At 62.9% G+C, this 12,854-nt stretch carries 11 protein-coding genes; 4 read left to right on the forward strand and 7 right to left on the reverse strand.

The window, feature by feature from the left end; genetic code table 11:
* Positions 1–3 precede the first annotated feature (3 nt).
* The 6 genes from FHW83_RS10570 to FHW83_RS10595 are packed head-to-tail and all read right to left on the reverse strand — an operon-like array spanning position 4 to position 5,827.
* Positions 4–852: an ABC transporter ATP-binding protein gene (locus tag FHW83_RS10570; RefSeq protein WP_176646318.1), complete on the reverse strand. Its 849-nt coding sequence runs from the start codon at positions 850–852 to the stop codon at positions 4–6.
* Positions 849–1,661: an ABC transporter permease gene (locus FHW83_RS10575; RefSeq protein WP_176646319.1), complete on the reverse strand. Its 813-nt coding sequence runs from the start codon at positions 1,659–1,661 to the stop codon at positions 849–851. The genes FHW83_RS10570 and FHW83_RS10575 overlap by 4 nt, the downstream gene beginning before the upstream one ends.
* Before the next feature lie 12 nt (positions 1,662–1,673).
* Entirely contained in the window at positions 1,674–3,092 is a 1,419-nt protein-coding gene (locus FHW83_RS10580; protein ID WP_176646320.1) for an ABC transporter substrate-binding protein, read from the reverse strand.
* A gap of 14 nt (positions 3,093–3,106) precedes the next feature.
* The gene (locus tag FHW83_RS10585) at positions 3,107–3,340 is read right to left on the reverse strand and encodes a ferredoxin family protein (protein ID WP_092278798.1); all 234 of its coding nucleotides are present in this window, start codon (positions 3,338–3,340) and stop codon (positions 3,107–3,109) included.
* A gap of 11 nt (positions 3,341–3,351) precedes the next feature.
* Entirely contained in the window at positions 3,352–5,073 is a 1,722-nt protein-coding gene (locus FHW83_RS10590) for a fumarate reductase/succinate dehydrogenase flavoprotein subunit (protein ID WP_176646321.1), read from the reverse strand.
* A gap of 10 nt (positions 5,074–5,083) precedes the next feature.
* Complete coding sequence (locus FHW83_RS10595; protein WP_176646322.1) at positions 5,084–5,827, reverse strand: GntR family transcriptional regulator; 744 nt, start codon at positions 5,825–5,827, stop codon at positions 5,084–5,086.
* Between the two features lie 189 nt (positions 5,828–6,016).
* Here FHW83_RS10595 and FHW83_RS10600 point away from each other — a divergent pair, with 189 nt between their 5' ends.
* Positions 6,017–7,063 carry a DUF4351 domain-containing protein gene (locus FHW83_RS10600; protein WP_176646323.1) on the forward strand — a complete coding sequence of 349 codons (1,047 nt, stop codon included), beginning with the start codon at positions 6,017–6,019 and terminating at the stop codon, positions 7,061–7,063.
* 3 nt (positions 7,064–7,066) lie between these two features.
* Here FHW83_RS10600 and FHW83_RS10605 read toward each other — a convergent pair whose 3' ends face one another.
* Positions 7,067–7,978: a LysR family transcriptional regulator gene (locus FHW83_RS10605; protein WP_176646324.1), complete on the reverse strand. Its 912-nt coding sequence runs from the start codon at positions 7,976–7,978 to the stop codon at positions 7,067–7,069.
* Between the two features lie 188 nt (positions 7,979–8,166).
* On the opposite strand from FHW83_RS10605, the gene FHW83_RS10610 reads away from it, so the two are divergent.
* The 3 genes from FHW83_RS10610 to FHW83_RS10620 all read left to right on the forward strand — a co-directional run bounded on the left by FHW83_RS10610 (position 8,167) and on the right by FHW83_RS10620 (position 12,740).
* Positions 8,167–8,871 (forward strand): histidine phosphatase family protein, encoded by a 705-nt coding sequence (locus FHW83_RS10610; RefSeq protein WP_176646325.1) that lies wholly within the window; start codon positions 8,167–8,169, stop codon positions 8,869–8,871.
* Positions 8,872–8,884: 13 nt separating this feature from the next.
* Positions 8,885–10,099: an acyl-CoA dehydrogenase family protein gene (locus FHW83_RS10615; RefSeq protein ID WP_176646326.1), complete on the forward strand. Its 1,215-nt coding sequence runs from the start codon at positions 8,885–8,887 to the stop codon at positions 10,097–10,099.
* A gap of 139 nt (positions 10,100–10,238) precedes the next feature.
* Positions 10,239–12,740 carry a TonB-dependent receptor gene (locus FHW83_RS10620; RefSeq protein WP_176646327.1) on the forward strand — a complete coding sequence of 834 codons (2,502 nt, stop codon included), beginning with the start codon at positions 10,239–10,241 and terminating at the stop codon, positions 12,738–12,740.
* Positions 12,741–12,854: the final 114 nt, after the last annotated feature.

Below are 12,854 nucleotides of genomic sequence, written 5' to 3' on the forward strand. Positions count from 1 at the left end.
TCCTTAAATGGCAAATTGCAGTTGACGCGCCGGGTCGGCGCCCAGCGGCGACAAACGCTCCAACGGCAGCTCGGCGTTGGCCGGGTGCAGCAGTTGCAGGCAGCGCCGCTTGAGCGCCGTGAACCGCGCCGACGTGACCAGCGTTTCGTCGCGCGGCCGAGCGAAGTCCACCTTGATTTCTTCAATAATCCGTCCTGGCCGGGGGCTCATCACCAGGATCCGGTCGGCCAGGAACAGCGCCTCGTCGATATCGTGCGTGATGAAGACGATGGTGGTGCGGATCTTAGCCCACAGCTGCAGCAGCAACTGTTGCATCATCAACCGCGTCTGCGCATCGAGCGCGCCGAACGGCTCGTCCATCAGCATCACGCGTGGATGATTGATCAGCACCCGCGCGATCTCCACCCGCTGCTTCATGCCGCCCGACAGCTGCGCCGGATAATGCTCGGCGAAGTCCTGCAGGCCAACCATCGCCAGCAACTCCGCCGCGCGGCGGCGGCGTTCCGTGCGGCCGACGCCCTGCATCTTCAACCCGAACGCCACGTTGTCAATCACGCGCCGCCACGGGAACAGCGTGTGATGCTGGAACACCAGCCCGCGCTCCGCGTGCGGGCCATCCACCGTTACACCGTCCACCGTGATGCCGCCCTTGCTCGGCCGCAGATGCCCGGCCAATGCGCCCAGCAGCGTCGACTTGCCGCAGCCGGAAGGGCCGAGCAGGCAAACGAATTCGCCCGGCGCCACGTTCAGCGAGACATCCTGCACCGCCTCGAACGCCTGCGCGCCCGCGCCAACCCGCAACGACAGCTTGTCAATCGCGATACGGCCATAAGCCTGGTTCACGTCCCTCATGCCTTGTCCTCCTGTTGATGCCACGGCATCAGCGCCTGGCCGCCGCGCTTTACCAGCGCGCTGCTGCCCATGCCCAGCGCACCGATCACCAGCATGCCGACCACGATATCGGCGTAGTTCTGAATCGTGTACGACGCCCACGTGTAGTAGCCGATGCCGAACTGACCGGAAATCATCTCCGCCGTCACGAGGCAGAACCACGCCGTGCCCATGCCGATCGACAGACCGGTGACGATGCTGGGCGCGGCGCCCGGCAGCACCACCTCAAGAAAAATCGCCCAGGAGCCGCCGCCCAGGCTGCGCGCCGACGCGATCAGGCGCGGGTCGATCTGCTCCACGCCATGCACGGTGTTCAGCAGGATCGGGAACAGCGCGCCGGTGAAGGTGATGAAGATCATCGACATCTCCGACGACGGGAACATCAGGATCGCCAGCGGAATCCACGCCACCGCCGGTATCGGGCGCAGCATCTCCAGCGGCGGCATCAGCACGTCCTCCCAGCGCTTCCAGCGGCCGATGCCCAGCCCCAGCACGATGCCGATCACCGCCGCCACCGTGAAGCCGCTGAACACGCGCCACAGGCTGGCTTGCAGGTGCTCCCCCAGCTTGGGCGAGTGCAGCAAGGCCCATGCGGCTTGCGCCACCTCGCTTGGCGGCGGCACGTTCTGGAACGTCAGCAGGCCGAGGTTGAGATGGCTACCGGACGCCCACTGCCACGCCAGCATGCAAACCGCCAGCGAGGCCAGACGCAGGCCCCAACGCAGCGCCTCGCCCGGGACCAGCTGACGAGTGATAGGATTTGCGCTCATCGGCATGCGTCCTTATTTGCTGGCCAGCTTCTGGTCCGCGCCGGCCGAGAGGGCGGCGGCGTAGCTGATGGCGGTGCCGCCGCGCTGCTTGGCCCATGCGTCGGCGGATGCTTTCGACAGGAAGGCGCTGGTCTCGCCTTTCGCCGTGACGAACCAGGCGTCGTAGGCGAACAGTTTCAGGCCGCTGTTGCGATCATGCGCATACACCACGCGGATTTTCTTGCCATCCTTTTCAAGCTTGCGCACGGCGGCGAACGCCGCTTCGGCGGTGGCATAGTGGCGTACCAGCGGCTCGTCCGCGACCCACACTTGCGTCAGGCGCGAGAAATCGGTGATCGGCTTGCCGGTGCTGGCATCCTTGGCCACCAGCGGGCGGCGGCTGTAGTTTTTCAGGCTGGCGTCGTAATCGAGGTTGGCCTGCTTGAAGGCGGCCCGGATGTAGGTATCGTCAATGAACTCGTTGACGTCGAGGTCATTGTCGGTGCGCTTCATCAGGCGCAGCGTCTCGATCGAGGTTTTGACAGCCTGGCGATACTCGGGCTTCCAGGTAAAGTCGCGCGTCTGCAGGCCGAGAGGACCATGGAACAGATAATCGACTTCCGCCTCGATGCCGGTCACCTTGGCGATCAACTCACTGTATTTTTCCGGCTCGGCGGCGATGATGCGGTCGGCCTCGATCGCGGCGCGCAGGAAGGCGGTCACGATCTCCGGATACTTCTTCGCATAGTCCGCGTCCACCAGGCTGCCGTGCAGGGTCGGCGCCTGCGCTTGCGAACCGTCGTAGATCTTGCGGGCGAAGCCACGATGGGGGAACAGCTCCGCGAACGGCACGAAGTCGGCGTGCGCCTCGATCTTGTTGGCCTGCAGCGCGGAGCCGGCCACTTCCGGCGCCTGCGTCACCACCGTGATGTCCTTGTCCAGCTCCCAGCCCTGCGCCTTGATGGCGCGCAGCAGCATGCCGTGGGCGGTGGAGGCGAAGGGCACCGAGATGGTCTTGCCCTTCAACTCCGCCAGCGACTGCACCGGCGAAGCTTTCGGCACCACGATGCCGTTGCCGCTGCCTTGCACGCTGCCCGACAATACCGTGATGAACAGGCTTTTCTTGCCAGCCTTGGCGAAGGCCGCGCCGTTGAAGGAGCCGGGGAAGTCGGCCATCGAGCCGATATCCAGCTTGCCGGCCACCATCTCATTGGTCAGCGGCGCGCCGGACGTGAAGTTCTTCCATTGGATATCGTACTGCACGTCCTTGTACTTGCCGTCGTGCGGCAGATATTTTTCCAGCAGCTTCAGTTCGCGGATCAGCAGGCCGCCGGTGGCGCAGTTGATGGTGGTGTCCTGCGTGCCGATAGCGACGCGGATGGTTTCAGCATGGGCCGCGCCGAAGGTCAGGGCGGTCGCCAGCAGGACTAACAGTTTGTTTTGCAGAGCCATAGTGAATCTCCAATTCATCGTAGTAGATAGGGGATATCGACCGTTACCGCGCCGGTCGGGCAGTCTTTTTCGCAGGGCATGCAGTACCAGCATTCGTCAAACTTCATGTAGGCCTTGCCTTTGCTGAAATCGATGGCCAGCACGTCGAGCGGGCAGACGTCGACACAGACGGTGCAGCCTTTGTCGGCGATGCACAGCGCGTCGTTGACGCGCACCGGCACGCTGCTGGGGGTATGGGCGATGGGCATGGCGTTCTCCTTTATGCAGCCTCGCGCACGATGCGCAGATGCTGGTAAGCTTGTTTCTCTTCTTCGTCGAGGGCGATGATGTAAGGCTCGAGCGGGCGCTTGAAGCACTGCATTTCGCCGTCGATCTTCTTCACCTGCACGTGGCACAGCCAGTCGGCGTCGTTGCGCCGAGGGTGATCGACGCGGTTGTGGTAAAGGCCCCAGCGGCTCTCCGTGCGGTACAGCGAAGCGCGCGCCGCCATCTCGGCGCAATCGCGGATGAAGTGGACTTCCATCGCCCGCATCAATTCGTGTGGATTGGTGGCCGACAGGCGGTCGAGATCATTGCGGATCGCCTCGAAGCGGCTCAAGCCGATTTCCATCTTGCGCGTGACCTTGGGCGGTTGCAGGTAATCGTTCACCATGCGGCGCAACTTGTATTCCACCTGCGATGGCGGCAGACCATCCGGTCGGTTCAAGGGAGCCCATACGCGTGCGCGCTCGGTTTCCACCTGCGCCTCATCCAGCTCCGGCAAGGCGATGGCGGCACAGCGTTCGGCGGCTGCTTCCCCGGCCAGCTTGCCGTAGACGAAGGCACCCAGCATGTAGTTGTGCGGCACGCAGGCCAGGTCGCCGGCCGCGTACAGACCCGGCACTGTGGTCTCGGCGCGCTCGTTGACCCACACGCCGGATGCCGAATGGCCGCTGCACAAGCCGATCTCCGAGATGTGCATCTCCACCATCTGCTGGCGGTAGTCGGTGCCACGCCCCGCATGGAAGCGTCCGCGGCTCGGACGTTCGTTGGTGTGCAAAATGGTCTCGATGGTGCTGATGGTTTCTTCCGCCAGGTGGTCCAGCTTGAGGAACACCGGGCCGTTGCCGCCCTGGAGTTCGTTGTAAAACTCCTGCATCATCTGGCCGCTCCAGTAGTCGCACTCGATGAAGCGTTCGCCCTTGTTATTGGTGGTGAAGCCGCCGAACGGGCCGGTGACGTAGGCGCACGCGGGGCCGTTGTAGTCCTTGATCAGTGGGTTGATCTGGAAGCACTCGATGCCCGACAGTTCGGCGCCGGCGTGATACGCCATGCTGTAGCCGTCGCCGGCGTTGGTCGGGTTCTCGTAGGTGCCGAACAGGTAGCCGGAAGCGGGCAGGCCGAGACGGCCGGCGGCGCCGGTGGCCAGCACCACCGTCTTGGCGCGGATCACGTGGAAGTCGCTGGTGCGGCAATCGAAGGCCATGGCGCCGGCGATGCTGCCGTCGTCCGCCAGCAGCAGGCGCGTGGCGACCAGGCGGTTGGTGATCTCGACGCGCTGGCGTTTCAGGCGGCGGTACAGCACCTTCTTGATATCGTGGCCTTCCGGCATGGGCAGCACGTAGGTGCCCATGTGGTGCACCTTGCGCATGGCGTAGTCGCCGGTTTCGTCCTTTTCAAACTTCACGCCCCAGCGATCCAGTTCCTCGATCATGGCGTAGCTGTTCTCGGCGTAGGCCATCACCGTTTTCTGGTTGACGATGCCGTCGTTGGCGGTGGTGATCTCCTTCACGTACTGCTCGGGCGTGGCGAAGCCGGGGACGATGGCGTTGTTCAGGCCATCCATGCCCATGGAGATGGCGCCGCTGCGTTTGACGTTGGCTTTCTCCAGCAGTAGAACGCGCAGCTGCGGATTAGCTTCCTTGGCCTTGGCGGCGGCCATCGGGCCGGCGGTGCCGCCGCCGATCACCAGCACGTCGACGGTCTGGGTGTGGGTTTGCATGCGAGTCTCCTCAAGGACGACGGTTGATTTGCAGGCGGTACTGGAAAGCGTCGCCGCGGAAGTAGAGGTATTCGAAATCGAGCGGTGCGCCATCGGCGCGGTGGGTCAGCCGCTCTATGCGCAGCACGGCGCTGCCCTGCTGAACGCGCAGGGCGTGGGCCAGTGTTTCGTCGGCCAGGATGGCGTCGACTTGCAGGTCGGCGCGGCCGAGCGCGATGCCGTAGTCGTTTTCCAGGATCAGGAAAATGTCGCGCGTGGCCAGGTCCTCGCGCGCCAGGCGTTCGCCGATGTCCTGCGCGAGATAGGTCACTTCCAGCGACACCGGCTCGCGGTTCAGGTGGCGGATGCGCTTGATCTCGGTGACCTCGGCGCCGACGGCTACCTGCAACTGCTGCGCCACATGGGGAGTGGCGGCGATGGCCTTGTGGCTGGTGACCTGGTTGTAGATCTCATAGCCCATGCGGCTCATGGCCTCGCCGAAGCCCTCGAGCTGGGTCAATTGCTGGAAGGCCTTGGGCTTGGCGACGAAGGTGCCTTTGCCGGGGATCTTGAAGATCACGCCTTCCTTTTGCAGATCGCTCAGCGCCTGCCGCACGGTGATGCGGCTGACACCGAAAATGGTGCTCAACTCGCTCTCGGCGGGCAGTTTGGCGTGGGCGGGGTAGGTGCCGTCGAGGATACGCTCGCGCAGGTTTTCCTTCACCTGCGTGTACAGCGGCACCGGGGACAGCTCAACAGTACGGAAAGTAGTCATGGCTTCACTCTTGTTTGCCATAACCTGTCATAACAGGTTATGAACTATCGAATGAAGCCAAGTCTAGCGAGGGGCTTAATTTTTTGGAACGAATGAAATTGCGCAAGCTTATGCGAAAAGTTTAGCTTCGAGGTCTGTCTTTGCGTTCGCGCAATACCTCTTGGCCATATGGACGCTTAGATTGGCCCGATGCCCAACCCCGCCCCGCCAGCGCGCTATGATCTGCCGTGGAAAGCCGCACTAACGCAGGCTTTCCGCGCTTTCATGTCGTTCTTTTTCCCCGAACTCTGCACCCAGATCGACTGGTCGAAACGGCCCCGCTTCCGTGACAAGGAGTTGGCCAGCATGGGGTTCGGTGACGCACCGGATGTTGTGGTGGCTGACAAGCTGGTCGAGGTTTTCTTGCGCGATAGTGGTGAACCGATGCTGATCCATGTGGAGGTCCAGGCGCAACAGGATGCTTCACTGGCGCGGCGCATCGTTGTCTATAACTTCCGTATCTCAGACGAATACAAGCGGCCGGCGACGAGTTTGGTGCTGCTCGCGGACGACGATCCCAATTGGCGGCCGCATGTCTTTCAAAAAAAGGATTTGGGAATGACGGTGGATGTATCCTTTCCCATCGCGAAGCTGTTGGATGACGTGGGTAGGGAGGACGCCTTGCTGGCGTCGCGCAATCCGTTCGCGCTGCTTAAGCTAGCTCATTTGCGCACACGGCAGGCCTGTCACGACGCGGATAAGCTCTATGCCGCCAAATGGGAACTGACGATCTTATTGTATCAACGTGGCGGGAGTAAAAGGCGCATACTTGTTTTTTTCAGAGTGATTAATTGGATGATAGCTTTGCCTGAGCTTTATCAGGAACGCTATTGGCGCGCTATTCGCTTGTGGGAAAAGGAGCGCAACATGGAATGGATCAGCCCGTTGGAGCAGTCGTTTATTGACAAAGGATGGCGGAAGGGTATGAAAGAAGGCCTCAAGACTGGCAGGGAAGAAGGCTTGGAGCAAGGCGTGAAAAAGGGCTTGGAACAAGGACTGGAACAAGGACTGGAACAGGGGCTTGAGCAGGGGCGTACCGAGGGCGCGGCGGTGTTGCTTGAACGGCTACTGACGCGGCGCTTCGGGCCGTTGCCGAAGGCCGTCAGGAACAAGCTGGCCAAGGCCAGTCTTGAACAGCTCACCGCCTGGAGCGACGCACTGCCCGAAGCGCGGTCGCTCAAGCAGGCGTTGGAATAAGGCTCAGGCGATAGCCTGCATGGCGGCGGCGATCCTCCCGCGCAGCCAGATGTTGGCCGGATCGGCGTCGACGTTGGCGTGCCAGTACAGGTAGACATCCAGCGAGGGCATGTCCAGCGGCACCGGCAGGATCTGGTTGTTGAACTGCTGGTTGACGATGCGGGCCAGCCGTTCGGGCATGGTCAGGGCCAGGTCGGTTTCGCTCACCACGCGGCAGGCGGCGAAGTAGTGCTGGCAGCGCAGCCGGACGCGGCGTTGCAGGCCTAGGCGGCTCAGTTCCACGTCTTCCAGGCCCGGCCCGCGCCGGCGGGAACTGGTCTGGACATGCTCCAGTTGCAGATAGGTCTCCAGCGTCAGCTTGCGCCGCTTCACCAGCGGATGGCCGCGCCGTAACAGCACCACGGTTTTGTCGCCCGCCAGCTGCGCGCGGCGGATATCGTTCGACAGCGGTAGCAGGATGTCGATCGCCGCGTCCAGCGTGCCGGCCGCCAGTTCGCCCTCCAGTTCGCGGCGGCTGACCTGCGCGGTGTTCAGCGTGGCCAACGGCGCCTCGCGCGCGATGCCGGCCATCAATGGCGGCAGCACGCTCGCCTCCAGCACGTCGCGCACCGCCAGCGAGAAACTCCGCTCGCTGCTGCCGGCGTCGAAGCGCGCCGCGCCGCTCAGGGTCACTTCAAAGCCGCGCAGCGCGCGCCGCACCGGTTCGATGATGGAACGGGCCAGCGGCGTGGCGACCATCACATGGCCCTGGCGTTCAAACAACGGATCGTCAAACAGCTGCCGCAAGCGGTTGAGCGCGTGGCTGATGGCTGGCTGCGTCAGATTCATCTTCTGGCTGGCGCGCGTGATGCTGCCCTCGGTGTAGATTGCGTCCAGCACGATGAATAGGTTGAGATCAACTTTTGATATATGCATGGTATTTATTCAGATGAATTAATTCTATTCATTTGATGAATTATAGGGTAGCCGCTAAGCTAGCGGCTGATCCGTCATTCCGGCGGAATCGGATGGTCCGCCGATGCGGTTCATGTTGAGTTGAACGCGTACGTTCTATGGATTCCGGCCTTCGCCGGAATGACCGGCGGAGTTTTACAGGGAGGGGTATGGGACAAATCTTGCTGGTGCGCCACGGACAAGCATCGTTCGGCGCCGCCAATTACGATCAACTGTCGGAATTGGGCTATGAGCAGGCGCGCTTGCTGGGGCAGTGGTATGCCAACAGCCGCCAGCCCTTCCACAAGGTGGTCACGGGCGGCATGGCGCGTCACCGGCAAACCGCCGACACCTGTCTGGCCGAGCTGCCCAAACCGCTGCTGGCGGAAACCGAGTGGATCACCGATCAAGACTTTGCCGAATTCGACCACCACGAAGTGCTGCTGCGCCATTGCCCGGAATACGCCGACGCCATCGCCTTCAAGGCGCTGCTGGCCAATCACGTCGACCCGTCGCGCGCGCTGGAGCACCTGTTCCGCGCCGCCATGCAGCGCTGGATGAGCGGCTGGCACGACAGCGACTACGCCGAAACCTGGCCCGACTTCCGCCGCCGCTGCGTACGCGCGCTGGAGCGGCTGGATACCGACAGCAGCAAGCAAACCACCATCGTGTTCACCTCCGGCGGCGTGATCGCCACGCTGATGCAGCACCTGCTGGGCCTGCAGGACTACCAGGTCATGGAACTGAACTGGACGCTGGCCAATTGCGCCGTCACCAAGCTGCTGCAGCGCCCCGGCCAGTTCACGCTGAGCTACCTGAATAACTACGCGCACCTGGAATGGCTGGGCCAGCCGGGCAGCGTCACTTACCGATAACAGGAGACACACAATGGATTTCGCATACAGCCCGAAAGTACAGGAACTCCAGGCCAGGCTGACGGCCTTCATGGACGAGCACATCTACCCCAACGAAGCCGCCTTCCATGCAGAGATCGACGCCAACCGCGCGGCCGGCAATGCCTGGGTGCCGACCAAGCTCATGGAAGACCTCAAGCTGAAGGCGCGCGCCGCCGGCTTGTGGAACCTGTTCCTGCCGGATTCCGCACACGGCGCCGGCCTCACCAACCTGGAGTACGCGCCGCTGTGCGAAATCATGGGCCGTGTGCACTGGGCGCCGGAAGTGTTCAACTGCTCGGCGCCGGACACCGGCAACATGGAGGTGCTGGCGCGCTACGGCACGCCGGCGCAGCAACAGCAGTGGCTCGAGCCGCTGCTGGACGGCCGCATCCGCTCCTGCTTCGGCATGACCGAGCCGGACGTGGCCTCGTCCGACGCCACCAACATCGCCAGCTCCATCGTGCGCGATGGCGACCATTACGTGATCAACGGCCGCAAGTGGTGGTCGTCCGGCGCCAACGACCCGCGCTGCGCCGTGTTCATCTTCATGGGCAAGAGCGATCCGGACAATCCCAGCCGGCACAAGCAGCAATCGATGATCCTGGTGCCGCGCGACACGCCGGGCGTGAACATCCTGCGTCACCTGCCGGTGCTGGGTTTTGACGACGCCCCGCACGGCCACGCCGAAATCGTGTTCGACAACGTGCGCGTCCCGGCCGACAACCTGATCCTGGGCGAGGGCAGGGGCTTCGAGATCGCCCAGGGCCGCCTCGGCCCCGGGCGCATCCACCATTGCATGCGCCTGATCGGCCTGGCCGAGCGCGCGCTGGGCCAGATGTGCAAGCGCAGCCTGAGCCGGGTGGCCTTCGGCAAGCCGGTGGCGGAGCAGGGCGTCACGCTGGAACGCATCGCCGAGGCCCGCATCCTGATCGACCAGGCGCGTCTGCTGGTTTTGAACGCCGCTTACATGATGGACACGGTCGGCAACAAGGTCGCGGCCAAGGAAATCGCCATGATCAAGGTGGCGGCGCCGTCCATGGCCTGCCAGGTGATCGACTGGGCGATCCAGGTGCAGGGCGGCGGCGGCATGGCCGATCCTTTCCTGGCCCACGCCTACGCCAGCGCCCGCTCATTGCGGCTGGCGGACGGCCCGGACGAGGTGCACCGGTCCCAGATCGGCAAAATGGAACTTGCCCGCCATAAATAACCCTGCTGGGTTTAAGGTAATCGTTTTCCGCGCACTTGTTGCGCGGTTTTCCTACATGTGTTGACTTCCAAGGCTCTCTGATTTAATCTTGCTCGTCACTTAAGTTAAACGATTAACTAAAACTACAACGGAGACGACCATGATAAAAACCATCCACCTGACGCCGATGGCTGCGGCGCTCGGCCTGGCCTTGCTGTCCATGAATGCGCAGGCCCAACAGGAGGAATCGGCCACCAAACCCGGCACCCTGGAGACTGTAGTCGTTACGGCGAATAAACGCGTCGAAAAATTGGAAAGCGTTCCAATGGCGATTTCGGTGATGAGCGAGCAGGAAATCCAGCGCACCAATATCCGCGAGATCGAGGACGTGGTGGCCATGATGCCGTCGCTGACGCTGAATTCCGGCACCACCGCCGCCAACAACGCCATCTTCATGCGCGGCATCGGCACCGTGTCGGTCGGCATCGGCGTCGAGTCGGACGTGGCCGTCATCATCGACGACATTCCGATCGCCACCCAGTTCCAGGCCTTCAAGGACCTGGCCGACGTGTCGCGCATCGAGGTGCTGAAGGGGCCGCAGAGCACGCTGTTCGGCAAGTCGGCGGTGGCCGGCGCGGTCAACATCGTCACCAAGCCGATCTCCGGCCCGATGGTGTACCGCGCCAGCACCTACCTCACCAACGACAATGAATGGCGCGTCAACGCCTCGGCCGGCGGCCAGCTGGACGAGCACTTCGCCATGCGCCTGTACGCCGGCAAGACGCGCATGCCGGGCAACTTCCACAACCTGACCGACGGCAAGGACGTCAACGGCTCGGGCGGCAAGACCTTCATGGCCAAGCTGCAGTGGAACCCGATCGACAGCGTGCAGGTCGATCTGACCCCGCGCTACAACTACCAGGAAAACTCGCGCGGCGTGACCGCCGTCAATGGCTTCTTCCTGCGCACCGGCTCGGCCGCCGCCGGCACCCTGGTGTCGACCCCGATCGGCCTCGATGGCGTCTACCTGAACGGCAATCCGCAGCTGCCCGCCTCGCAGCTGATGGCCGGCATCAACGTCAACGATCCGGGCAACCGCAACGTGCGCCGCGACTTCCCGACCGGCCTGATCTCCAGCGACCGCGGCGTCGGCCTGAAGGTGGCGTGGACCTTGCCGAACGATGCCACGCTGATGTCGATCACCTCGTGGAGCAAATACCTGGCCAACGACTTCCGCGACCAGGACTTCACCGACCTGCCGACCATCGCGGCGGCAGGTTCGACCGTGCCGACCATCGGCAATTACCAGTTCGGCACCTACGACATCCGCTCCAAGACGCAGGAGATCCGCTACGTCTCGCCGGACGCGGGCAGCTTCAAATACGTGGCCGGATTGTGGCTGGCGCATAACGAGATCTACCGCCACTTCATCCGCGGCTACTGCGTGGCGCCGATGACCTGCAACGCCAACTCGCCGTCGAGCCCGACCAACTACTACACCGACATCTACAACACCAACAAGGCCATCTTCGGCCAGGCCTCGTGGGAATTCCTGCCGACCTGGACGCTGACCGCCGGCGTGCGCTTCAACCAGGAAATCTCGGGCTACCACTACAAGCGCAACTTCTACACCGACCAGCTGGACGAGGCGTCGTTCAAGCCGGGGCCGGTGGGCGTGGACCAGTTCCAAAGCTACGGCAACAGCGATCCGGCCACCACCGGCAAGCTCAGCCTGCAGAAGCAGCTCACGCCGGACTGGATGGTGTACACCCAGGTCTCGACCGGCTACAAGGGCGAGGCGTACGACGTGACCTCGGGCCTGAAGGCGGCGGCGGCGTTCCCGGTCAAGCCGGAGACCAGCCAGAGCTTCGAGATCGGCACCAAGGCCAATCTGTTCAACAACCGCATGTCGGTGGCGGCCACGTATTACAACTCGGACTTCTTCGGCTACCAGCAGAACGTCACCTATGTGCTGCCGAACGATCCGACCATCTACAGCCAGCTGAATTCGATTCCGCACATCCGCACCCACGGTTTCGAGATCGACGCCAACGCGCTGGTGGCCAACAACCTGACCGTGAACGCGGCGCTGGCCTTCACCCTGCCTACCATCGAGAAGTGGGCCAACGGTCCGTGCTACAGCGATCCGACCAACGTGGCGGTGAACGGCACCAAGCTGGCCGCCAACGGCTCGATCGCCGGCCAGAACACGGCCTGCTTCCCGATCACGCCGGGCTCGACCACCGGCGTGCAGAACCTCGACCACTCGGTGTTCCCCGGCACGCCGAAAATCAAGGCCAACATCGGCGCCAACTACGACTTTTCGATTCCGGCCATGCCGTTCAAGGGCTTCGTCAACGCCAACGTGCGTTATCAAAGCGACTACCTTACCAACATCAACAACGACCCGAACGCGCGCAACAAGGCCTATAGCATCACCGACCTGGGCTTCGGCATCCGCGCGCCGAACGACAGCTACAAGCTGAGTTTCCGCGTCAACAACCTGTTCGACCGCTTCTACATCCCGAACGCCAACGCCAGCGGCCCGTCGTCGTTCCGCGCCGGCCCGACCGCGACCTCGCCACAGGTCACGGCCAACAGCTGGGTGCCGCCGCGCGACGTATTCCGTTATTTCAGCGTCAAGCTGGACGTGAAGTTTTGAGTGATATGCGCCGTGTGAATCTCTGGCATCAGAAAGATAAATTGGATTAATAGTCGAGTAAGGCGCATCATTCACCTGTCTCCTCTATTCTCCTCCAAGGAAATAGATTTAGCC

It is taken from the genome of Duganella sp. SG902 (genome assembly GCF_013376005.1).
Lineage (GTDB): Bacteria > Pseudomonadota > Gammaproteobacteria > Burkholderiales > Burkholderiaceae_D > Rugamonas.

Coding starts and splice junctions, on each gene's coding strand:
- FHW83_RS10570 (WP_176646318.1), bottom strand. CDS start 852: ATGAGGGACGTGAACCAGGCTTATGGCCGTATCGCGATTGACAAGCTG.
- FHW83_RS10575 (WP_176646319.1), bottom strand. CDS start 1,661: ATGAGCGCAAATCCTATCACTCGTCAGCTGGTCCCGGGCGAGGCGCTG.
- FHW83_RS10580 (WP_176646320.1), bottom strand. CDS start 3,092: ATGGCTCTGCAAAACAAACTGTTAGTCCTGCTGGCGACCGCCCTGACC.
- FHW83_RS10585 (WP_092278798.1), bottom strand. CDS start 3,340: ATGCCCATCGCCCATACCCCCAGCAGCGTGCCGGTGCGCGTCAACGAC.
- FHW83_RS10590 (WP_176646321.1), bottom strand. CDS start 5,073: ATGCAAACCCACACCCAGACCGTCGACGTGCTGGTGATCGGCGGCGGC.
- FHW83_RS10595 (WP_176646322.1), bottom strand. CDS start 5,827: ATGACTACTTTCCGTACTGTTGAGCTGTCCCCGGTGCCGCTGTACACG.
- FHW83_RS10600 (WP_176646323.1), top strand. CDS start 6,017: ATGCCCAACCCCGCCCCGCCAGCGCGCTATGATCTGCCGTGGAAAGCC.
- FHW83_RS10605 (WP_176646324.1), bottom strand. CDS start 7,978: ATGCATATATCAAAAGTTGATCTCAACCTATTCATCGTGCTGGACGCA.
- FHW83_RS10610 (WP_176646325.1), top strand. CDS start 8,167: ATGGGACAAATCTTGCTGGTGCGCCACGGACAAGCATCGTTCGGCGCC.
- FHW83_RS10615 (WP_176646326.1), top strand. CDS start 8,885: ATGGATTTCGCATACAGCCCGAAAGTACAGGAACTCCAGGCCAGGCTG.
- FHW83_RS10620 (WP_176646327.1), top strand. CDS start 10,239: ATGATAAAAACCATCCACCTGACGCCGATGGCTGCGGCGCTCGGCCTG.